At 65.8% G+C, this 20667-nt stretch carries 20 protein-coding genes; 6 read left to right on the top strand and 14 right to left on the bottom strand.

Annotation, left to right across the window (positions count from 1 at the left end):
* Window positions 1–20: 20 nt before the first annotated feature.
* From ACNPP0_RS03055 to pcp, 10 genes are all read right to left on the bottom strand, one after another.
* Window positions 21–851, bottom strand: a complete 831-nt coding sequence (locus ACNPP0_RS03055; RefSeq protein WP_332608317.1) for an amino acid ABC transporter ATP-binding protein — start codon at window positions 849–851, stop codon at window positions 21–23.
* The gene (locus ACNPP0_RS03050; RefSeq protein ID WP_448704992.1) at window positions 838–1716 is read right to left on the bottom strand and encodes an amino acid ABC transporter permease; all 879 of its coding nucleotides are present in this window, start codon (window positions 1714–1716) and stop codon (window positions 838–840) included. The genes ACNPP0_RS03055 and ACNPP0_RS03050 overlap by 14 nt, the downstream gene beginning before the upstream one ends.
* Window positions 1706–2443 (bottom strand): amino acid ABC transporter permease, encoded by a 738-nt coding sequence (locus ACNPP0_RS03045; protein WP_448704991.1) that lies wholly within the window; start codon window positions 2441–2443, stop codon window positions 1706–1708. Before ACNPP0_RS03045 ends, ACNPP0_RS03050 begins: the two co-directional genes overlap by 11 nt.
* Complete coding sequence (locus ACNPP0_RS03040) at window positions 2440–3687, bottom strand: aminotransferase class I/II-fold pyridoxal phosphate-dependent enzyme (RefSeq protein ID WP_448704990.1); 1248 nt, start codon at window positions 3685–3687, stop codon at window positions 2440–2442. The genes ACNPP0_RS03045 and ACNPP0_RS03040 overlap by 4 nt, the downstream gene beginning before the upstream one ends.
* Before the next feature lie 104 nt (window positions 3688–3791).
* Window positions 3792–4643, bottom strand: a complete 852-nt coding sequence (locus ACNPP0_RS03035; protein ID WP_448704999.1) for a transporter substrate-binding domain-containing protein — start codon at window positions 4641–4643, stop codon at window positions 3792–3794.
* A gap of 157 nt (window positions 4644–4800) precedes the next feature.
* On the bottom strand, window positions 4801–5664 hold the full coding sequence (locus tag ACNPP0_RS03030) for a transporter substrate-binding domain-containing protein (protein ID WP_332608320.1): 864 nt from the start codon (window positions 5662–5664) through the stop codon (window positions 4801–4803).
* 195 nt (window positions 5665–5859) lie between these two features.
* A complete protein-coding gene (locus ACNPP0_RS03025) occupies window positions 5860–6879 on the bottom strand; it encodes a Bug family tripartite tricarboxylate transporter substrate binding protein (protein ID WP_448704989.1) in 1020 nt (339 codons plus the stop codon).
* Entirely contained in the window at window positions 6876–7805 is a 930-nt protein-coding gene (locus ACNPP0_RS03020; RefSeq protein ID WP_448704988.1) for a TauD/TfdA dioxygenase family protein, read from the bottom strand. Before ACNPP0_RS03020 ends, ACNPP0_RS03025 begins: the two co-directional genes overlap by 4 nt.
* Before the next feature lie 88 nt (window positions 7806–7893).
* Window positions 7894–8796: an alpha/beta fold hydrolase gene (locus ACNPP0_RS03015; RefSeq protein ID WP_448704987.1), complete on the bottom strand. Its 903-nt coding sequence runs from the start codon at window positions 8794–8796 to the stop codon at window positions 7894–7896.
* 16 nt (window positions 8797–8812) lie between these two features.
* Complete coding sequence (gene pcp, locus ACNPP0_RS03010; RefSeq protein WP_448704986.1) at window positions 8813–9460, bottom strand: pyroglutamyl-peptidase I; 648 nt, start codon at window positions 9458–9460, stop codon at window positions 8813–8815.
* Between the two features lie 91 nt (window positions 9461–9551).
* Between pcp and ACNPP0_RS03005 the strand changes: the two genes are divergently transcribed.
* Complete coding sequence (locus tag ACNPP0_RS03005) at window positions 9552–10478, top strand: LysR family transcriptional regulator (protein ID WP_332608325.1); 927 nt, start codon at window positions 9552–9554, stop codon at window positions 10476–10478.
* Window positions 10479–10494: 16 nt separating this feature from the next.
* Here the strand turns inward: ACNPP0_RS03005 and ACNPP0_RS03000 are convergent, their stop codons facing one another.
* From ACNPP0_RS03000 to ACNPP0_RS02990, 3 genes are all read right to left on the bottom strand, one after another.
* Window positions 10495–11172 carry a hypothetical protein gene (locus ACNPP0_RS03000; RefSeq protein ID WP_448704985.1) on the bottom strand — a complete coding sequence of 226 codons (678 nt, stop codon included), beginning with the start codon at window positions 11170–11172 and terminating at the stop codon, window positions 10495–10497.
* A gap of 1 nt (window position 11173) precedes the next feature.
* A complete protein-coding gene (locus ACNPP0_RS02995; protein ID WP_448704984.1) occupies window positions 11174–12022 on the bottom strand; it encodes a hypothetical protein in 849 nt (282 codons plus the stop codon).
* A 175-nt stretch (window positions 12023–12197) separates the two neighbouring features.
* Window positions 12198–13388 carry an alpha-hydroxy acid oxidase gene (locus ACNPP0_RS02990; protein ID WP_448704983.1) on the bottom strand — a complete coding sequence of 397 codons (1191 nt, stop codon included), beginning with the start codon at window positions 13386–13388 and terminating at the stop codon, window positions 12198–12200.
* Window positions 13389–13571: 183 nt separating this feature from the next.
* Here ACNPP0_RS02990 and ACNPP0_RS02985 point away from each other — a divergent pair, with 183 nt between their 5' ends.
* The 3 genes from ACNPP0_RS02985 (at window position 13572) to ACNPP0_RS02975 (ending at window position 16755) form a co-directional block, all read left to right on the top strand.
* Window positions 13572–14471 carry a LysR family transcriptional regulator gene (locus ACNPP0_RS02985; protein ID WP_332608329.1) on the top strand — a complete coding sequence of 300 codons (900 nt, stop codon included), beginning with the start codon at window positions 13572–13574 and terminating at the stop codon, window positions 14469–14471.
* Between the two features lie 129 nt (window positions 14472–14600).
* Complete coding sequence (locus ACNPP0_RS02980; RefSeq protein ID WP_448704982.1) at window positions 14601–15656, top strand: hydroxyacid dehydrogenase; 1056 nt, start codon at window positions 14601–14603, stop codon at window positions 15654–15656.
* A gap of 97 nt (window positions 15657–15753) precedes the next feature.
* Window positions 15754–16755 (top strand): Bug family tripartite tricarboxylate transporter substrate binding protein, encoded by a 1002-nt coding sequence (locus ACNPP0_RS02975; RefSeq protein WP_332608331.1) that lies wholly within the window; start codon window positions 15754–15756, stop codon window positions 16753–16755.
* A 22-nt stretch (window positions 16756–16777) separates the two neighbouring features.
* On the opposite strand, the gene ACNPP0_RS02970 is transcribed toward ACNPP0_RS02975, so the two are convergent.
* Window positions 16778–17611 carry a DUF4189 domain-containing protein gene (locus ACNPP0_RS02970; protein WP_448704981.1) on the bottom strand — a complete coding sequence of 278 codons (834 nt, stop codon included), beginning with the start codon at window positions 17609–17611 and terminating at the stop codon, window positions 16778–16780.
* A gap of 334 nt (window positions 17612–17945) precedes the next feature.
* Between ACNPP0_RS02970 and ACNPP0_RS02965 the strand changes: the two genes are divergently transcribed.
* A complete protein-coding gene (locus ACNPP0_RS02965; RefSeq protein ID WP_332608333.1) occupies window positions 17946–18512 on the top strand; it encodes a hypothetical protein in 567 nt (188 codons plus the stop codon).
* Window positions 18513–18742: 230 nt separating this feature from the next.
* Window positions 18743–20431, top strand: a complete 1689-nt coding sequence (aspT, locus tag ACNPP0_RS02960) for an aspartate-alanine antiporter (RefSeq protein ID WP_448704980.1) — start codon at window positions 18743–18745, stop codon at window positions 20429–20431.
* Window positions 20432–20667: the final 236 nt, after the last annotated feature.

Below are 20667 nucleotides of genomic sequence, written 5' to 3'. Positions count from 1 at the left end.
ATCATGGGATTCCTTGTGGGTTACACCGCCAGGCGCAGCGGGTCGAAAGACAGCGCGTTCGCGATCGGATCGGACGTGGACCGGCGGGCGGGCGATGCGCCCAGCGAACGCTGCAAGAAGGCGCGGGTACGGTCGCTGTCAGGCGTGCCGAAAATGCGCGTGGGCGAGCCGGATTCCACGATGCGGCCGGCCTCGGTGAAGTACACCGTGTCGCTTACCTCTTGCGCAAAGCGCATTTCATGGGTGACCAGCACGCACGTCATGCCGTCCTGGACCAGATCGCGGATTACGGTCAGCACTTCGCCGACCATTTCAGGGTCCAGCGCCGAGGTCACCTCGTCGAACAAGATCAATTCAGGTTGCAGGGCCAGCGCTCGGGCGATTGCCACCCGCTGCTGCTGCCCGCCGGACAGCTCGCCGGGATACGCGTTTTCTTTGTGTTCCATGCGCACCTTGGCCAGCAATTCACGCGCGCGGGCTTCGGCCTGAACGCGCGGCAGCCCGGCCACCTTCACGGGCGAGATCACCAGGTTTTCCAGCACGCTCAGGTGCGGGAACAGGTTGTATTGCTGGAACACGAAGCCCACGCGCTTTCTCAAGGCGATGAAGTCGGATTCTGTTTTCAGCCCGTCCACGCGCACGCCGCCCACCTGGATCGCGCCGCGCTGCGGACGCAACAGGCCGGTGATGCAACGCAGGATGGTGGACTTGCCCGAGCCCGACGGGCCGATGATCGATACCGCCTGCCCTTGCTTGACCTCGACGTCGATGCCGCGCAACACCTCGGTGTCGCCAAACGCCAGGTGCACGTCGCGCAGGCTGACCAGCGGATTCAGTTCAATGATGTTCATGGCGTCGTTCCAGGTACCGCGTCCAACGCGCGATGGGATAGCAATAGGCGAAAAACAGCGCCAACAGCGTGAAATAAACAAGAATGGTGAAGTCGCTGCGCGCAACGGTGTTGCTGGCGACGGTGGCGGTATCCACCAGGTCGTGCACGCCCACCAGCGACGCCAGCGACGTGCTCATCGTGATGCTGGCCATCAGGTTCATCCACGACGGCAACATGCGCCGCACGCACTGCGGCAACACCACCATGCGAAAGATCTCGGTACGCCTGAAGGCCAGCGACTGCGCTGCTTCCCACTGCGCGCTGGGGATCGACTGGATGGCGCCCCGGAAGATCTCGGCCACGTTGGCGCTGGCGGGCAGCCCCAGGCCGATCACCACCTTGATCCAATCGGGAAACGGCACATACCAGCCGCCCAAATTCAATTCGAATGGGAAGACGTAGGTGGTGAAATACACCAGCACCAGAATCGGCGCGTTGCGAAACAGCAGCACGTAGGCGCGCGTGCACCGGCGCAGCAGCCATGAAGGCGACAGCGACAGCGCGCCCACCACCAGCCCCACCAGCGTGCCCAGCGCCATCGCCAGCACGCTGATCTGGACGTTCACGCCCAGGCCACGCAGCAAGGCGGGCGACCAGTGCCATAACGCCGCCACGGCTTCAGGCGTGGTGCCGGTGACGGCCCAGGTCATGCCCAGCGCCACCAGCCCCAGCAGTAGCACGAACCACGGGTCGCGCAGCAAGGCGGGCAACAACGAGGACAGGAACGTGGGTAGAAACCCGGCGGCCGCGGGCCGACCGTCTTGATCCCCGCCGCGGCCGGGAGCTTGGGCGTCGGCGCCCTTGAAGGCAAGATCATTGGCCATAGCCGGGCATCCTCAGGCGGTCTTCCAGACTACGGCCCACCACGCTCACCAGCCAGGTCAGCAGGCCGAAGTACAGCAGGATCAACAGCAGCAGTTCCAGCACGTTGTCCCGATGCGACCAGATCATGATCGATTCATACGTGACGTCACCCACCGCAATGGCAGACGCGATGGCGGTCATCTTCACCAAATCCACCAGGTTGTTGACCAGCGCCGGCAAGGCAAAGCGCACGGCCAGCGGCAGTTGCACCTGAGTCAGGATCTGGCGCCTTGTAAACGCCAGCGACCGCGCGGCCTCCATCGTCACCGACGGCACGGCCTGGATGCCGGCGCGTAGCGCTTCCGCATGGAACACGCCCTTGTGCAGCGCCACCACAATCACCACCCAGGCAAAGGGCGTGATGGGATTGCCGCCGCCCAGCTTCTGCGTGATCAGCATGTTCAACACCAGGAAGGCGCAATACAGCTGCACCAGCGTGGGCGTGTTGCGCGTGACTTCCACAAAGGCCTGCAAGGGTGCCGCCAACCACCGACGGCCACTGGTCAGCCCCGCCGCGATCAGCACGCCGAACAACAGGCTGACGGGGATGGTCCATGCGCATAGTTGCAGCGTCACCAGCAGGCCATGCCCGAACGCCGACAGCTCGCCCGGGTCCAGCACAAAGCTGTAGTTCAAGCCCAGCGGCTTGAAGACATCGACCCAGGCGTGCAACACCTTGTCCATCATGCAGCGGCCTCCAGCGATGCCAAGGGCGCCAACGTAGCGACGGCTTGGCCGATGCGTACGATGGCCGCGTCGATATTCGCGTCGGAAGCGGCGAACGACAGCCGCACATACGGCGACAATCCATAGGCGCTGCCCTGCACCACGGCCACGCCTGCCGACTCCAGCAACCAGTCCACCACGTCACCATCGTGCTCGATGCGGCGCGCGTCCGGGCGCAGCGCGCCGATCAGGCCCGCCACGCCGATCCATGCAAAAAACGAGCCCTGCGGCGCGTGCACCTGCAAGCCCGGCACCGCGCCCAAGCCGTCCACCACGCGTTGCGCACGCGCGGCGTACGCTTGCCGCGCGTTCAACACAAAGTCGTCCGCCGCCCCTTGCAATGCGGCCAAGGCCGCTGCCTGCCCCAACGAGCTGGGGCCGGACGACACCTGCGACTGCACGGCTTCCAGCGCATGAATCAGCGGCTTGGGGCCCGTGCCCCAACCAATGCGCCAGCCCGTCATGGCGTACGCCTTGGACACGCCGTTGACCAACAGCGTGCGGTCGACAAGATCGGGCGCCACGCGCAGCAGGGACACGGGCGGCTGCAAGAACCAGATCGTTTCGTACATCTCGTCCCACAGCACCAGCACGTGCGGGGCGTCGCGCAGCACGGCGGCCAGCGCGGCCAGCTCGTCAGCGGTATAGACGGCGCCCGAGGGGTTGCCGGGCGAATTCAGGATCAGCCATTTGGTGCGCGGCGTAATCGCTTGCCGCAGGCTCTGCGGCGTCAGCTTGAAGCCCTGTTCGGCGCGCGTGGGCACCACCACCGGCTGGCCGCCGTTGATGCGCACCGCGTCTGGAAACGTGGGCCAGTACGGGGCGGGCACGAGCACCTCGTCGCCCTCGTCCAGCGTGGCGTTCAGCGCCAGGTAGATCACCTGCTTGCCGCCGTTGGAAACGATGACGTTGGAGGGATCCACGTCCACCCCGTCACGCTGGCGGTAGCCCTGCGCCACCGCGCGGCGCAATGCCGCCGTGCCCGCGGTGGGCGTGTACTTGGTCTGGCCCTGTTCCAGCGCGTCGCGGGCCGCCTGCTTGATGGCATCGGGCGTGTCGAAGTCGGGTTCGCCCGAGGTCAGCACGATGATGGAACGGCCCTCGGCAGCCAGCCGCGCCGCCCGTGCGCCGGCGGCGGCAATGGGCGACAGCTGCGCGCTGCGGGCGCGGCGCGACAGCGCGTTGGGGAACAGGGTGGTGGTCATGTCACTTCCTTTACGGTCGATGGACCCGTGGCATCGTGATTTGCGGTCAAGGGCCGGGGTCAAGAGTCGGGGTCAAGGGTCGGGGTCAAGGGTCGGCGTCGGGGTCAGGGCTTGGCGTTGGCCTCGGGCGGTGCGCTGTCGAACCGGCCGGCACGCGCCTGGGCGCTCGCCTGCTTCAGGTAGTCGGCCGGAACGCCATGGCGTTCCGCCTCTTGCACCAGCAGGCCCGTGGTCAACCAGTCGCGGATGACCCCGTCCACAAAGGCGCGCGTGTCGGCCTCGTTACGGCGCGTCCAGATCACCGTGGGCGACGGAATCAATGGGTCCTGCGTGGCCAGTTCAAAGTCGCTCCATTGCCCGGCGCCGGGTCCATGCAGCGTTTCGTAAAGCGCCGGCTGAATGTGCACCGACGCGTCGCAGCTGCCGCCCTTCAACGCCAGCAACGATTCCGGAATATTGCGCAAGCCCTTGACCACGGCGCCATAGGTGTCCTGCAAGGGCTTGGCGAAGTTGCTGCCCTGCGACACGCACGCCACCTTGCCCTTCAAGTCTTCCCAACGCTTGATGCCGCTTTTCTTGGACACCATGGCCGCCCCGCCCCCCAGGTTGTAGGGCGTGGGCGCATAGCTGAGAATTTCGCTGCGTTCCTGGGTCCATTGGATGTTGGCGATCAGCAGATCCACCTTGCCGGCTTGCAGGAACTGCACGCGCGTGGATGCGGTGACCGGCACCGTTTCCAGCGTGACGCCCAGCCGCTTGGCGATGTCCGCGCCCAGGTCGGTTTGAAAGCCGCCGACCTTGCCGGTGGCCGGGTCCAGAATGCCGAACGGCGGGCTGGCGCCGTCCACGCCAACCACCAGCTTGCCGCGCTGCTTGATCTTGTCCAGCGTGGCGTCGGCGTGCGCGATGCCGGCCGCGCCCAAGGTCGCCAAACCGGCGACCAGCGCGACCGCCATGGCGGCGCGTGACGGCAGCGCGATTGGTTTGCCGGCATCACCGTCGGTGAGCACACGGGGATCCCTAGCCGAGCCCGCGTTGCCTGAATTGTTCCTGCCCGAATTGCTCTTGCCCAGATGCTTCATCTTCGTATGTCCGATCCGTATTCAGGCGTGCTCAGCCGCCCTGCCTGGCTTTGGCGTGCAGTTCCTGCAACAAGGGTTGGGCGGGCTCGATGCCCAGGCGCTTTTCGGTGGCAATCAGCCAACCCGTGCGGTGCCAGTCCTGCACCACCTTGTCGACGGCGGCAATCGTGTCGGCTTCGCCCTTGCGCGTCCACACCACGGAATTGGCGGGCAGCACCTCGGTCGCGATGGGTGCGTGGTAGTCGGCCCATTCCGCGTTGTTGCGCAGCAGCGGATGGATCAACGTAGAGTCGTGCACCGCCGCCACGCACTGGCCGCCACGCAGCGCCAACAGTGAATCGGAAGAGCTCTTGTAGCCCTTGACCACCGCGCCATAGTCCGACGACAAGGGCTTGGCGAAGCTGCTGCCTTGCGACACGCACACCGGCTTGCCGCGCAGGTCTTCCCATTTGGCGATGCCGCTGGTCTTTAGCGTGGCCGCCGCGCCGCCCACGCGAAAGAACGGCGTAGGCGCATAGCCCAGGATCTCGGCGCGTTCCGGGTTCAGTTCCATCGAGGCGATCAGCAGATCCACCTTGCCCGAAATCAGGAATTGCGTGCGGGTCGCGGTTTGCACCTGCACCAGTTCGGCTTTCACGCCCAGGCCCTTGGCAAGCTCACGCGCCAGCTCGGGGTTCCAGCCCACCAGCTGCTGCGTGGCCGGGTCCAGCGAGCCGAACACGCCGCCGTTGGCCAGCACGCCGATGGTGACCGTGCCGCGCTGCTTGATCTTGTCCAGCGTGGCGTCGGCGTGGGCCGCACCGGCGGCAAGCGCCAGCGCCAGGGTAAGGGTGAGGCTGATGTAGCCGCCGGCGATGCCGACGGCCTGGTGGGCGGCTGCTTTGCGTATCGTCATGGTGTTGTGTTGTCGGTTGATGTGAACGTGCGTCCATGCTGCGGGCGCCGGGCCGGCAAGACAAAGAAGACTTTCAGATATCAATATGCGGAAGGTCCGGGCCGGGACGGCAGCCGGGCGGCGGCATCCGGGCGTCGGCGTCCGGGCGTCCGGCGTCCGTGCGTCCGGCGTCCGGGCGTCCGGCGCGGCTGCGTGCTACTTCAGCTTCACGTCCGCTGACGCGATGATGCGGCGGTACGTCGCGATGTCGTCGCGCACCGTCTGGTCCACCGCGTCGGGCGCCGTCGCCGCGATGGTGAAGCCCAGGTTTTCCAGCAACGCCGTCGTGTCCGGCTCGCGCAGCACCGCCACGACGTCACGGTTGATGCGGTCCACCACCGCGCGGGGCGTCGAAGCCGGTACGGAAAATCCCTGCCAGCTTTCCACCGCGTAGTCGGGCAGCCCCGCCTCTTGCATGGTGGGCACGTCGGGCAACGCACTGGAGCGCGTCGGCGTGGTCACGGCCAAGGCCACCAGCTTGCCGCTGCGCACGTTTTCGGTGGCAGCCGCCAACGTGATCAACATCGCGTCCACGTGCCCGCCCAGCACGTCCAACGTGGCCGGCCCGCCGCCCGGGTAGGGAATCTGATTGGTCTTGGCACCGATGCGCTCGTTCAAGAGTTCCACCGCCAGGTGCTGCAAGCTGCCCGTGCCGCCCGGCAAGGCCAGCGAAATCTCGCCGGGTCGTTGCCTGACCAGCGCCACGAACTCCTGAAAGGTCTTCACGCCCAGGCCGGGGCGCACCACCAGCAGCTGCGGATTCACCACGGCTTTGGTCACGCCCTGCAAGTCCCTGACCGGGTCGTACGGCACGCTGGCCTGCAAGGCGTTCAGCGACAAGGCGTCGCCGGCCAGTAGCAGCGTGTAGCCATCGCCGCGCGCATGCGCCACGGCCGCGTTGCCGATGGCGCTGCTGGCGCCCGGCTGGTTTTCGACGACGACGCTCTGGCGCCATTTCTCGCCCAGCTTTTGCGCCAGGGTGCGCGCCAGCTTGTCGGCGCTGCCGCCCGCCGCAACCGGCACCACAATCTTGACGGGTCGGTTCGGGTAGCGGTTGGCGTCTTCCGAAGCCACCGGTGCCGACCCGGCAAAGTTGCTCAACAAGCCGGCGCCCACCACCACGCCCGCCGCCAGGCCCAGGCCCAGCCGCCATGCGGATTTGCGTTTGCTGCTCATGCCGTCGCTCCCGTGTCCGCGCCGAACGCGCTGAACGGCTTGCCCAGCACGGCCGATGAATGCCGGCCGTCCACCCCCACGGGCACGTCGCCCTCCAGGGTGATGCGGTACAGCACGCGCTCGGTGTCCAGATAAGCAAAGTCACCAGGCCCCTGGTGGGCCGTCGCACGGTTGTCCCAGAACGCAATGCTGCCGGGCTCCCAACGGAAGCGCGCGGTGTACTCGGGCCGAGTGATTTCTTCAAAGAACAGGTTCAGCAGATGGCGGCTTTCCTCTTCATTGACGTCCTTGATCCGCCGCGTGAAGCCGGGGTTCACGAACAGCGCGCGCTCGCCCGTCTCGGGCAACACGCGCACCACCGGGTGTTCGGACACCAGCGGGCTGGCCTGCACCCGTTGGGCATAGACCGTCTGGTTGTCGAAGTCGCCGTTGTAGCCGCCAAACTGGTGACGCGCCCAGAGGCCGTCTGCCAGCGCGCGCAGCGCGGGCGATAAATGCTCATAAGCCGCCACCAGATTGGTGAAGATCGTGTCGCCGCCATACGCGGGCACTTGCCGGCCCGCGCGCAGAATGGACCCGGCGGGCGGATTGACCACGCCCGTTACGTCGGTGTGCCAGCGTTCACCGCGCCGCCCGGTAGTGGACCGCGATGAAATTGTGCGGATCTGGGGATAGCCCTCGGGTGGATTCGCGTCGTAAGGGTGCGCCGACGTCGGGCGTCCAAAGCGCCGCGCAAAAGCCAGGTGCTGGGCGTGGTCGATGTGTTGGTCACGAAAGAAAACGACCTTCCAGCGCAGCAGCGCCGCGCGGATCTGCTCGACCTCGTCGTCGGTCAGCGCTTGCGTCAGGTCCACGCCGTGAATCTCGGCGCCCGTAAAAACCGACAGCGGCCGGATGTCCAGCCGCGTGTGTTCCAGTGTGCTCATTTGCCGCCCCTGTGTGTTTGCAAAAATTCAGGATAGGGGCGGCGCCGGCGCGCAACAAATACCGATACGCAATGTGAAAATAGCCCGGCTAGGCGCGCTTGTCCGTCAAGAACGCCAACATGCGCCGCGCCAATTCTCGCGGTTGTTCCTCGGGCAGATAGTGGCCGCAATCGGACAACACGCCGCCTTGAAGATCGCGCGCCAGGGGTTTAAGCGCTTGGTGCAGGCCGGGCGCGCTGCCCTGCTCTCCGCCCAGCGCCAGCACCGGCACGGTCAATGGCGTATCGCGTAGCGCGCGGTTCTGCTCGCGGTCTTCGGGTTCGGCGCGGTAGTAGCCCAGCATGCCGCGCAGGCCGCCCAAGGTCTGGTACACGCGTTCGTATTCGTCGACGTCGGCACGGCTGAACACGCCCGGCTTGTTGGCCGTCTTGCGTGAGAAGAACCATTCGATCAGGATGCGCTCGCGCCCGGCCAGCAAGGCTTCGGGCAGGTCGGGCACGCTGTTGAACAGGAAGTGCCAGCTGCGCCAGTTATCCGCGCCAAGCTCGATGGCGGGCGGCAGGGTGACGCCGGGAATGTTCGCGTCCAGCAGCACCACGTGATCGACCTCGTGCGCATAGCGGGCGGCGTAGGGGTACGCGATCCACGCGCCGATATCGTGGCCCGCCAGCGCATAGCGCGTCAGGCCCATCGCGTGGAACAAAGCATGCAGGCGTTCCCCCGCGGTGCGCGTATCGTAGCCATCCAGTGGCTTGTCGGAATCGCCCTGCCCAGGCAGGTCTACCGCGAACACGCGAAAGTGCGGCGCCAGCAGCGGCATCACGCGCCGCCACGCGTACCAGCTTTGCGGAAAGCCCGCCAACAAGATCAGCGCGGGCCCCGTGCCCCCTTCCACCACGTGATATCCCAGGCTGTCCACTACCACGCGGCGATGCTGGAACGGCGTGCCGTCCAGCGCAAAAGTGTCGGCGTTTGCCAATGTTGTATTCATGTTGATGCCCGCCGGTTCAGTGCAACGCGCCCGCGCCCAGCTTGATGTCTTGCGACACCGCCAGCGTCGTGGCCACCATGATCTTGACGCCCTGCACCAGCACGTCCAGCGCCAGGCTGGGCGCGCCGGGATGGCGCGTGGCCATCTCGGGCAGGTAAGGCACGTGCACGAAGCCACCGCGCAACGCGGGCCGCTGCGTGGCGATCAGATGCGCCAGGCCGTAAAAGATGGTGTTGCAGTTGTAGGTGCCCGCCGTGGACGACACCGAAGCGGGAATGCCGGCAGCGCGCAGGTCGCGGACGACGGCCTTGATGGGCAAGGTGGAAAAATAGGCCGCCGGGCCGCCCGCCACGATGGGCTCGTCGACGGGCTGGCGGCCCTCGTTGTCGGGAATGCGCGCATCGATCACGTTGATCGCCACGCGCTCGACCGACACGTCCACCCGACCGCCCGCCTGCCCCAGGCAGATCACCACGTCCGGCTGCACGTCATCGATTGCCTGGCGCAAGCGATCCACCACCTTGCCGATGACGCAGGGCAGTTGGCGCGCAATCAAGTGCGCGCCCGCCACGGCCTGCCCGTCCAGGCGGCGCGCGGCCTCCCACGAGGGGTTAAGCGTTTCGCCATCGAACGGTTCAATGCCGGTAATCAATACGGTTGCCATGCCAGCTTCCTTTTTGTGTCGATGCGGACCATGGTAGAAGCGACAGCGCCAATTGTTGAAATCGATATCCGCTATACGTACTATTGACCATATGAATCTATCTGCCGTGGACCTGAACCTGTTGGTGGCTTTTGAAGCCCTGTACGAAACGCGCAACGTGACGTTAGCCGGACAGCGCATCCATCGCGCGCAGCCTTCGGTAAGCAGCGCGCTGGGCCGCTTGCGGCGTCTGTTCAACGACGAGCTGTTCGTGCGCACCGCCGACGGCATGCAGCCCACCGACCATGCAATCGCGCTGATGCCCGCCGTAAGCGGTGCGCTGGATCAGATCCGGCGCGCGCTGGCGCAAGGGGTGGGGTTTGACCCCGGTGCGGCGCAGGGGCGGCGTTTTACGCTGGCCGCCAGCGACTATGCCGACGTGGTGCTGGTGCCGCACATCGTGGCGCGCTTGCGCCGTGAAGCGCCCGCGGCGGACTTGCGCGTTGCGCGCCTGGACCGCGCCGCCATTTACGAACAGCTGGATAACGGCACCGTGGACATCGCCATCGGCGGCCACCTGAGCCCGCCCAAGCGCATGCGCGCCACGCGGCTATACGAAGAGACCTTTATCTGCATTGCCGACAAGCAGCATCCCGGCCTGCGGGGCCGCAAGCTGACCCTGGAACGCTACGTCGCCTTGCCGCACGCGCTGTTCGTGCCCAGCGACGATGGCTCCGCGCGCGGGGTGGTGGACGCCGGCCTGGCACGCCTGGGCCGCAAGCGCCGCGTGGCGTGCACGTTTGCACACATCGTCGCCCTGCCCCATGCCGTGGCCGGTACGGACCTGATCGCCACGTTGGCGCGCCGCGCGGCGCAGCGCCTGGCCGGGCAAAGCCTCAGCCTGCGGCCCTTGCCGCCTGAAGTCGACCCCGGCCCATTTGCCGTTGACCTGATCAGCAGCCGACGCGCGCCGACCGACGCGGCGCTCGCGTGGTTGCAAGGGCTGATCCAACGGGCGGTGAACGACATGGGCGGCTGACCGCCCCAGCCCGCCATCAGCGGACCAGCATGGACTCCACGTCGGCGCCGAACGCGCAATATCCCGGGTAGCCGGGCCGCGCGTCGCACGCCATCAAGCAAGCGGGTTTGCCGTCGGGCAATCTGGCAGACACCGACATGCCGAACCCATAGGTGGGCGTCGTCACGTCGAACGTGTTGTCGCACACCGCCTTGGTGCTGTAGGCAAACGTCATGCCCTCTTGACGGCCATTGATGGCGAAGGACACCTGGTAGCTGTTGTAGCTGTTCCAACCGGCGCGGGGCAGCACGACAAAGCGGTACCGCCTGGCATCGCGTCGTTCACCAAAGATCTTCAGTTTGGCCGACGTGGTGCGCGTGGCGGGCGACGGATACGGCAAGGCCAGCAAGGCGCGCGGATCGCCCACTACGCCCAGGTCAAAGCCGATGCCCTTTTGATAGAACGGCACGTCCAGGCTGGGGCCGCCGGAATATTCCACGTGCGGTGGCGGCCCTGCCCGGGTGTCCTGCTTCGGGTCGAAATCGGGCGCGCGCGCAAACGTCACGTCCAGCGTCAGGACGACGTCCTGGGGCTTAGCGTCTTCGGTGCGCACGTGCTCTTCGTAGATGACGGCACTGCCCGCGCATCCCGCCAACAGCATTACGCCAAGCAAGCCCACGCCTTTAAGCGGCAATCGCTTTGCAAGGTGCGTCATGTCAATTCTCCCGCGCGCTCAGTGCCGGCAGGGGCGCGGACGTCAGGTCCAGCCCCGTGAACTGCCAGCCGTCCTTGCCCTGCCGCCATGCAAAATGCCGATTGATCCATGCCGCCTTCAAGTTGTTGTATAGCCGCCGTTGATCGATGCGCTGTCCCGCGTCCAGGGCCTTTTTGGCCGCTTGCGAGCTCTCGTCCCACAAACCGGCGAACGCTTTGGCCTGCCGGTCCTTGGTGAACGGCACACTGGCATAAGGGCCATCATCGACGCGCGCCAGCCGGATCTGGTTGTCCAACAACAACGCACCCTGCTTGTTGTCCGGCGACACCGACACCAACAGCGGGATGGAAGAGATGTATTCCTTCGGGCGCTTGTGTTCGAACCACAACACCTGCCCGGTCGAGGTCACCAGCGCACGCGAGCCCGCGGTGAAAAGCAGCACGTCTTGCCGGCCGGGCTGCGGCATACCCAGGTCCGGGTCGCGCAGGTCCACCGTGGGACTGAGCACGCGCGCCAGCGGCGTGCCGTTTTGCACCGCGATCAAGATCGTGCCCACGCCCATCATGTCGTTGGACACCGCCAGCAGCATCGGCTGGCCGCCTTGCGTGGGCCCCAGAGGCTTGACGTGCACGAACTCATAGGCGTTCAAGGGCCGGTAGATCTTGCCGCGATACAAGATGGTGCGCAGGTTCGACCTTGGATAGCCTTCCAGCGCGAAATCGCCGCCGAGGGGCTCGACGGCCTTCAGGTGATCGGTGTTGCCGGCCGCGGGTTGTGCGGCCACCATGGCCGGCATCACGGCGCACATTGCCACGGCGCCGGCCAGCACGCGGCGACGCCAGATTTTCAAACAAGGCCACGCCAGAACGCAGGAAGAACGGAACACAGTGGCGGTGCGGACGAAGCCGCGTAAAGTCAGGGTGCCGGCATTCTAGGCTAAGACATCATGGCGCCGCCGCTGCCCACGCTGCCCCGGCCGCCTTTGCCGTCCCGGCGCGCCGGCCGCCATCGCCACCATCGCCGCCCTAGCTGCCCCCGCCGCCCTCGCCGTCCAGCCCTGGCGGCAAACGCACCAGCGCGTCGCGCGTCACTTCCCGCAACTGCACCACGCCCAGCATGCCCATGTTGCGCCTGATTTCTTCCACGATCAGCTTGATGGCGTGCGACACGCCGCGCTGCCCCGCCACCGTCGCCGCGTAGTTGAACGGCCGCCCCACGAATACGCAGCGCGCGCCTAGCGCGATGGCTTTGAGCACGTCGGACCCGCGCCGCACGCCGCTGTCCAGCATCACGTCCATGCCGCCCGCGGCGTCCACCACAGCGGGCAGGGCCAACAGCGGCGACACGCTGCCATCCAGTTGACGGCCGCCGTGGTTCGACACGATCAAGCCGTCCATGCCATGGGCCTTTGCGGTGCGCGCATCGTCGGGATGCAGGATGCCCTTGATGACCATTTTCCCTTTCCAACGACGGCGGATGGCCGCCACGTGGCGCCAGTCGAGATGGCCACGATCCGAAAAATCCCGCAGCACGTTGGCCGATAGAATCGGCGCGCCGCGCGTGGCGTAGTTGTTTTCAAAATGCGGCATGCCGTGGCGCCACAGCGTGCGAAGAAACGTACCGAACAGCCAGCGCGGATGCGTCAGGCCCTGCCAGGCCAACCCCACGCTGGGCCGCAGCGGCGTTGAGAAGCCGGCGCGCACGTTGTTCTCGCGATTGGCGGCCACCGGGGTGTCCACCGTCAGCACCAGTGTGGTGACGCCGGCGGCGGCAACGCGATCGATCAAGGCGCTGATCTGCGCGTCATCGCCCGGCAGGTATGCCTGGAACCAGGTGCCCGGCGCGGCCTGCATCACTTCTTCCAAGCGGATCAGCGACGACCCGCTCATGATGCAAGGCACGTCGGCGGCAGCGGCGGCGCGCGCCAGCACGATGTCGCCGCGATAACTCGACAACGCCGCGATGCCCATGGGCGCCACGCCGACCGGCGCGGCGTAGTCTCGGCCCAGCACGGTGGCGCGAGTGGTTCGCTGGGAAACGTCCACCAGCACCTTGGGCCGAAAGCCGTAGTGTGCAAAGGCCTGCCGGTTGCCGCGTTCGGACTGCCCGTCTTCCACCGCGCCCGACACATAGGCGTAGATCGGTTCAGGCAGGCGCTTCTTTGCGGCCGCCTGGAAATCTTGAAGGCGGAGCAGATGGCGCAACGGGTCGGGCATGGCGGTCTCCTGGCGGCGGCGGGCCCCTGATACGAGGGCCTGCGCGCGGTGGTTTTGGCGATGGCGCACGACTATAGGCCCGTCACTTGTTTGAATAAAGTGACTTTATCGATATTGCTTATTACACTTTTCTTCGCCCTGAAGCTGCCCGGGCTCTCCCCAGGCCCCACCCCGGACCCCGCCATGACCCTCAAGCAACTCGAAGCCTTTTACTGGGCCGCCACCTGCAAGAACTTTGCCATTGCCGCCAACCGGCTCAATATCTCGGTGTCGTCTTTGTCCAAACGCATCGGTGAACTGGAAGCGTCCATCGGCGCCGATCTGTTCAGCCGCAGCGCCCGCAGCGCAACCCTGACGGCCTTGGGCGAACAACTGGTTCCCCATGCCAAGGACCTGCTGCGCAACGCCGACCAGTTCATGCAGCAGGCCAGCAACAACCTGACCTATTCCGGCCGCTGCCGCTTTGGCGCGGGCGAGCTGACGTCCATGACATGGATGCCCCGCTTGATCGACGACATCCAGCGCGCGCATCCCAACCTGCTGGTCGAACCCTATGTAGGCGTGGGCGAACTGGTTGAACGTGGCCTGGAAGAAGGCGACCTGGATTTTGCCGTGATCGCGGGGCCGTCTTCGCGCGCGTCCATAGCCTCGCACCTGATCGGCAGCGCGTCCTTCGAATGGGTAGCCGCCCCGCGCGCGGTGCCGGACCCCGCCGCGCTGGCCGTGGCCGACCTGCCCGGGCTGACGCTGATTACGCAACCGCAAAGTTCCGGCGTGATCCGCATGCTGGACGACTGGCTGACCGAACAAGGCGTCTCGCCCGGCCGCACCCAGTGCTGCAACAGCTGGGGCGCCATCGCGGGGATGTTGCGGCAGGGGCTGGGCCTGGGCTTTCTGCCCACGGCATGGGCGCGCATCATGATCCAACGCGGTGACCTGCACGCGCTGCCCGGCCTGCCGCCTTTGCGCCCCCTGCCCTATACCTTCCAATGGCGGCGCGACGACACGCGACCCATGCTGGCCAACCTGAGGGCGCTGGCGCAGGACGCGCTGGACTTCGGCGCGCCCGCCGGAATGCTGTAGCACGCTTCCCCCGCACCGCCACTGTTTCGAAAAAGTCTCCCACGAAATAGAAAATTATTCGCTTTATCTCCGGTGTCCGCACGCGTAGAGTCGCCTCAAACGATGACCGCCCACCGGAGACTAGGTGCAATGCCGCATATCGGTTCCCCCTTGCAGGACTTTCCCAAACGCCTGTGCCGCCTTGACCTGTGGCTGAACCCGATTTTCGACGAGATCATCGGCGCCGAATCCGGCATTGCCTTGTCGGTGCTGCCCGCGCACGGCGATGACGCGCGCACGCTGGCCGGGCTGCGTTCGGCCCACGCCTACCACGTGTCGGCCGCCAAGGACGAACTGCCGCGCCAGTGGTTCGTCAACGCGGCGCTGATTGCGCAATGCCCCGATCTGGTCTGCGTGTCGTCTGGCGGCGCGGGCTACGACACGGTGGACGTGCCCGCCTGCACGGCAGCGGGAATTGCGGTGGTGAACCAGGCGGGCGGCAACGCCGCGTCGGTGGCCGAGCATACCTATGCGCTGCTGCTGGCCGTGCAGCGCCGCGTGGTCGAATCCCACCAGCGCCTGCGCCACGACACCGGCTTCTCGCGCGAGGATCTGATGGGCCATGAAATTCACGGCACGGTGATCGGCCTGGTGGGTATCGGCCAGATCGGCTCGCGGGTGGCGCGCATTGCGCAAGGATTCGGGATGCGCGTCATTGCGCATGATCCGCTGCTGGACGCCGACACCATCCGTGCGCGCGGCGCGGAACCGGTGTCCTTGCCCGACCTGCTGGCGCAGGCCGATGTGGTGTCGCTGCACTGTCCGCTGGACGCCTCGACACGCGGCATGATCGATGCCCGCGCCTTTGCCGCCATGAAGCCCGACGCGGTGTTCGTATCCACCGCGCGCGGCGGCATCCATGACGAGGCCGCGCTGTACGACGCGCTGCGCGGCGGCCATCTGCGCGGCGCGGGCCTGGACGTCTGGCAGCAAGAGCCGCCCCCGCGCGATGCGCCGCTGCTGGCGCTGCCGAACGTGGTCGCCACCTTTCATACCGCCGGCGTCACGCATGAGGCCCGTCGCAATGTGGCGCGGTCATCCGCGCAGCAATTGACGGCCATGCTGCGCGGCGAGCGCCCGCCGCAACTGGTCAACCCCGAGGTCTGGCCGATAGCGGCGGCGCGCATTGCCGCCTTGCAGTCGTAGCGCCCCGCCGTGCACGTCCTCTGAAAAATACCGTGCGCGGCACCTGAAAAAACACAGTGCGGCATCAAGCCGCCAACCCACCCCAAGAGGAGACACCATGCAAACCCCCCACAACAAGCGCCGCACCTTGCGCGCGCTGGCGGCGTCCATCGCCCTGCTGTCCGGCGCCACCCTGTTCGCGGGCAACGCGCAAGCGGCCGGCTACCCCGAACACCCCATCAACCTGATCGTGTCGTACGGCCCCGGCGGCGGCACGGACCTGGTGGCGCGCATGATGGCGCCCTTCTTGCAAAAGTACCTGGGCAACGATGCGCGCATCGTGGTGCTGAACCGCCCCGGCGCGGGCGGCGCCATCGGCTTTACCGAACTGGCCCGCGCGCAACCGGACGGCTACACCATCGGCTTCATCAACACGCCAAATCTGCTGACCATCCCGATCGAACGCAAGTCCAACTTCACGTGGCAAAGCTACGACCTGTTGGGAAACCTGATCGATGACCCGGGTGCCTTTACGGTGCGCAACGATAACGAACTGAAGACGTTGGCCGACCTGTTGGCCTACGCCAGGAAAAACCCGGGCAAGGTCACCGTGGGCACGACCGGCACGGGGTCCGACGACCACTTGGCCATGCTGCGTTTTGAGCGCGCGTCGGGCACGAAGCTGAGCCACATTCCGTACAAGGGCGCGGGCGAAGTGCGTGGCGCGTTGGCCAGTGGCGAAATCACCATTGGCGCCATCAATGTAGGCGAGGCGTTGCAGTATCAGAAAGGCGGCACGCCGCTGCGTTTCCTGGGGCAGATGGGCAAGACGCGATCCGCCGCGCTGCCTGACGTGCCGACCTTCAAGGAACAGGGGTATGACTTTGAACTGGCGTCGCTGCGCGGCCTGGCGGCGCCTAAGGGCTTGCCGCCCGAGGTGCGGGCAAAGCTGACGGATGCCGTCAAGCGCACGGTCGATGATCCGGCGTTCCAGGCCAAGGCGAAAGAGATGTTCGCCCCCTTGCGCTACCTGCCGCCCGCGGACTACGCCGGCGAATTGACGAACGGCGAGGCGGAATTCCAGAAGCTGTGGAAGGAAGCGCCGTGGCTGGATAAGTGATGTCTTGCTTCGCCCCGACTGCTTACTTGGGCTTCACGTCCTCGCCGGGGTAGCCGTCGATGTAGGCGCGACCCGAGCAGCGCAGCATTGCCACGCAGGCCGGTGCGCCGGTCTTGGCCGAGCATGCCGTGCGAGCTTGCTCGCGCGCGGCAACGGGGTCGGGGTTCAGCGCCGTGAAGCGCGTGCCACGCCCTTCGCTGCCCTTCACCCAGGCCATGCCGACGCAGGTGTCCTTATAGGTCAGCACCTTGCGGCAGTCCTTGCATTCTTCCCACTTCAGCAGCGTCGAGACGGCATCGTCTTCTTTCGGGTAGCCGTCCGAATAGACCAGGCCGCCGTCGGCCCCTTCGGCCACGGCGCCCCAGTATTGGCGGTCATTTACCTTGGCGGACAACGCTTCCACATCGGCGGGCTTGGCGCGCTTGGCGCCTTGCAGGTCGGCGGCGCTGTAGCCCGGGCCCACACAATACGGCAGCGTCACCAGGCGGCACTTGCCGTCGGGGCTGCCCGCGGTGCAGCGGCGCATGGCTTTCTTGGCGGCCAGTTCGGACGACACGCTGTTGCCCGGAAACAGATCCTGGCGCGAGTTGCGCGCATAGGCCAGGCAGCTGTCCGAAAACCAGTTCAACTTCTTGCAGTCCTTGCCGCCCTGGCGCCGGCACTCGGCCAGCGACGAGGCCTCGGCGTCCTTTTGCGACGCTTCGGGCAGGGTCCAGTACGTTTTGTCGTGATTGCCATCGGTGGCGACGCCGCCAAACTGCTTGTCGGCGTGAGCGGGGCTTGTAGCCAAACCGGCCAGCAACGCGATAGCGGCGAATGCAGCGCGGATCAATCGGTGAAAGCGGGCAGGCATCATCGTCGTGGTCAATGAAAGAAAGGAATCCGGGAGCGAAGCGGGGACGATGTTAGCAAAGAGCGGCCGGGCTCCGTCCCCCAGATTTGCCGCCTTCCAGGCATATTGAGTAACAAATTTCACATGCCGTGATGAGATTGCTGGCCCCGTTTTCCGGTAAAAATGTCGAACTTTTCTTACGCATATCGGCGCTCCGCACCGCGCCGACGGCCAGATGCCTTGCCCGCACCCCCCGGCCGCCTGTCACGAAGAGAAACAATCAGACTGCGTTATCCCCGACTCCCCGCCGGCCGCAAACGCCGACCGGACCCTTGCCACGGAACACCGACCGCCCACCATGACGTCGCCCTTGCATTGTTCGACCCGCCGCAAAATGCTGTTGCCGGCCACCCTGATCGCCGCCGCCCTGGGCTTGTCGGGCTGCGCGCCCATGCCTGACGGCGGTAGCTCGGGTTTGCCGTCGCTAGGCAATGTGTTCAAGTCCGGCCTGTCGTTCTCGCCCAGCGTGAACGTGGCCAAGAACATGGAAGGCCGGTCCATCAACGACGCCATCGCCGCCTTGGGCGAGCCATCCAAGAAGCGCGCGGTGGGCAACACCATGGAACTGGAATGGTCCGACTACCAGGCGGCGCCCTACACCGAGTGGGTCACCACGGGCACAAGCCAGCAAGTGGTGGGCATGATTCCCGCCACCAACACCTCCGCCGCCACGCCTGTTTTTCAGACCAACAGCACGGGCCACTATCAAAACCGCACCCGCGTGTATGAATGCACCGTGCTGATGCGCATGGAAAACAGCATCATTACCAGCACCAGCGTAGACGGCAACGTGTGCCCGGAATTCATCGCGGCGCTGCGCAAGTGGTCGGGTGAAGCGGAAGCGAACAACTACGTGGTGAAGTAAGCCGCAAGCGCCTGCCCGCCTTGCCGGCGGCCGCCTGCGCCGACTCTCCCCGCAACGAGGCGCCCCGCGCCCAGCCCGCGCCATACCCAAGACTGAGTATGGCGCGCGTTTTTTTCCGCGATTAGATTTGCCGGATATGCCCGCCGCCGCGTCCGTTGCAGCGCAGCAGGCCAGTATGCCCGCGTTTGTACGAAGCAAGATCATCTAGTGGCCCCTTCGAGGAGAAGACCATGGACTGGTTCGTTTCTACGCTTAAGGCTTATCCGGAAATCGCCATATTCCTGGCGCTGGGAATCGGTTACTGGATCGGGGGAAAGAGCTTCAAGGGATTCAGCCTTGGGGCTGTGACCGCGACCTTGCTGGTCGCCATCGTCATCGGCATCCTGGGCGTGAAGATCTCGCCCAACGTCAAATCGGTGTTCTTCCTGATGTTCCTGTTCGCGGTCGGCTACGGGGTCGGCCCGCAGTTTGTGCGGGGCATCGCCAAGGACGGCCTGCCGCAGGCCATTTTCGCCGTGGTCATGGCGCTGCTTTCATTAGGCGCTGCGGCCGTCGCCGCGATCATTGCCGGATATGACCTGGGCTCGGCCGCCGGCTTGCTGGCCGGCTCGCAGACCATCTCGGCGTCGATGGGGCTGGCTACCGACGCGATCAACCGCCTGGGCCGGTCGCCTGAAGAAACCCAGGCCTTGCTGGACGCCATGCCCATTGCCTACGCGGTGACCTACATCTTCGGCACCGTGGGCTCGGCCATCATCCTGGCGCAGATCGGCCCGAAACTGTTGGGCATCGATCTGGTGGCGGCCTGTCAGGAATACGAAAAAATGCTGGGCGCGGGCAACGCCGCGCAAGGCGCCACCGAGTGGCACGAATTCGAGATGCGGGCCTATTCCGTGGCGCCCGAAAGTCCGTTCATCGGTAAATCAGTCGGTGAGCTTGAAGCCGGCACCCGCGAAGGCGTGCGCGCATTCATCGAGCGCATACGGCGTGACGGCGACATCATGGAAGTGGACCAGGCCACGCTTATCCAGGCGGGCGACGTGGTGGTCATCGGCGGCAAGCGCGATCAGATGATTCTGCGCCTGGGCCCCAGCGGGCGCGAAGTCGAAGACCCCGAGCTGCTCAACATCAAGACCGAAGGCGTGGACATCTACGTCTCGAACAAAAAGGTGGACGGCAAACGGCTGGAGGAATTGGCGCGGTGGCCGGGCGCGCGCGGCGTGTTTCTTAAAAAGATCCGGCGCGGCCCCACCGAAACGCAGATTCCCGTGTTGCCCAAAACGCAGCTCTACCGGGGCGACGTCATCACCGTGGTCGGGCGCACGCAAGACATCAATATCACCGCCAAGGAACTGGGCTATGTGGATCGGCCCACGACAGTGACGGACGTGGCGTTTGTATCGCTGGCCATCACCGCCGGCGCGTTGATTGGCGCGATCGTTATCGATGTCGGCGGTATTCCGCTGACGCTTTCCACCGCGGGTGGCGCGTTGATCGCGGGCATTGTGTTCGGCTGGTTTCGCGCCGTTCATCCCACCTTTGGACGCATACCGGAACCGACACTGTGGTTCATGAATTCGGTGGGCCTGAACGTGTTCATTGCCGTGGTCGGCATATCCGCCGGGCCGGGTTTTGTGGCGGGCCTGCAGAAACTGGGCATCAGCCTGTTCCTGTGGGGCATTTTCGCCACGGCCGTGCCGCTGGTCGTCGGCATGTTGTTGGCCAAGTTTGTGTTTCGCTTTCATCCGGCGCTGATCCTGGGCATCTGCGCCGGCGCGCGCACCACCACCGCCGCGCTCGGCATGGTGTGCGAAGCCGCCAAGAGCCAGGTCCCGGGGCTGGGCTATACGGTCACCTACGCAGTCGGCAACACCTTGCTGACCATCTGGGGAATGATCGTGATCATGCTGCTTTCCTGAAAAAGCCGCCCATCCCGACGCCCACTCTTTGTCCGCCTTCTTCGTTTTCTGCGTATTCGCGGGGCGCTTCGCGCCTTGCAACGCCAGGGGTACACCATGATGAACCGTGAAACCAACGGCAGCGATCTGGACCATCTGTTTTCGAATTCGGCCGCGCGCATGGATCGGTGGCGCGACATGAACGCCAAGGCGCAGGCCTGGGCGGCGCAAGCGCGTGGCGGCAACGGGCGCAGCGC

It is taken from the genome of Achromobacter semiaridum (assembly GCF_053543755.1).
Note: the sequence above shows the minus strand (reverse complement) of the source record. Positions and strands in the feature narration are given on the sequence as shown.

Excerpts from the sequence above, each read along its gene's own strand:
- ACNPP0_RS03025 (WP_448704989.1), bottom strand. The coding sequence starts at position 6,879 with ATGAGCAGCAAACGCAAATCCGCATGGCGGCTGGGCCTGGGCCTGGCG.
- ACNPP0_RS02990 (WP_448704983.1), bottom strand. The coding sequence starts at position 13,388 with ATGCCCGACCCGTTGCGCCATCTGCTCCGCCTTCAAGATTTCCAGGCG.
- ACNPP0_RS03040 (WP_448704990.1), bottom strand. The coding sequence starts at position 3,687 with ATGACCACCACCCTGTTCCCCAACGCGCTGTCGCGCCGCGCCCGCAGC.
- ACNPP0_RS03005 (WP_332608325.1), top strand. The coding sequence starts at position 9,552 with ATGAATCTATCTGCCGTGGACCTGAACCTGTTGGTGGCTTTTGAAGCC.
- ACNPP0_RS02985 (WP_332608329.1), top strand. The coding sequence starts at position 13,572 with ATGACCCTCAAGCAACTCGAAGCCTTTTACTGGGCCGCCACCTGCAAG.
- ACNPP0_RS03020 (WP_448704988.1), bottom strand. The coding sequence starts at position 7,805 with ATGAGCACACTGGAACACACGCGGCTGGACATCCGGCCGCTGTCGGTT.
- aspT (WP_448704980.1), top strand. The coding sequence starts at position 18,743 with ATGGACTGGTTCGTTTCTACGCTTAAGGCTTATCCGGAAATCGCCATA.
- ACNPP0_RS03050 (WP_448704992.1), bottom strand. The coding sequence starts at position 1,716 with ATGGCCAATGATCTTGCCTTCAAGGGCGCCGACGCCCAAGCTCCCGGC.
- ACNPP0_RS03030 (WP_332608320.1), bottom strand. The coding sequence starts at position 5,664 with ATGACGATACGCAAAGCAGCCGCCCACCAGGCCGTCGGCATCGCCGGC.
- pcp (WP_448704986.1), bottom strand. The coding sequence starts at position 9,460 with ATGGCAACCGTATTGATTACCGGCATTGAACCGTTCGATGGCGAAACG.
- ACNPP0_RS02970 (WP_448704981.1), bottom strand. The coding sequence starts at position 17,611 with ATGATGCCTGCCCGCTTTCACCGATTGATCCGCGCTGCATTCGCCGCT.
- ACNPP0_RS03035 (WP_448704999.1), bottom strand. The coding sequence starts at position 4,643 with ATGGCGGTCGCGCTGGTCGCCGGTTTGGCGACCTTGGGCGCGGCCGGC.
- ACNPP0_RS02965 (WP_332608333.1), top strand. The coding sequence starts at position 17,946 with ATGACGTCGCCCTTGCATTGTTCGACCCGCCGCAAAATGCTGTTGCCG.
- ACNPP0_RS03055 (WP_332608317.1), bottom strand. The coding sequence starts at position 851 with ATGAACATCATTGAACTGAATCCGCTGGTCAGCCTGCGCGACGTGCAC.
- ACNPP0_RS03045 (WP_448704991.1), bottom strand. The coding sequence starts at position 2,443 with ATGATGGACAAGGTGTTGCACGCCTGGGTCGATGTCTTCAAGCCGCTG.
- ACNPP0_RS03000 (WP_448704985.1), bottom strand. The coding sequence starts at position 11,172 with ATGACGCACCTTGCAAAGCGATTGCCGCTTAAAGGCGTGGGCTTGCTT.
- ACNPP0_RS02980 (WP_448704982.1), top strand. The coding sequence starts at position 14,601 with ATGCCGCATATCGGTTCCCCCTTGCAGGACTTTCCCAAACGCCTGTGC.
- ACNPP0_RS03015 (WP_448704987.1), bottom strand. The coding sequence starts at position 8,796 with ATGAATACAACATTGGCAAACGCCGACACTTTTGCGCTGGACGGCACG.
- ACNPP0_RS02975 (WP_332608331.1), top strand. The coding sequence starts at position 15,754 with ATGCAAACCCCCCACAACAAGCGCCGCACCTTGCGCGCGCTGGCGGCG.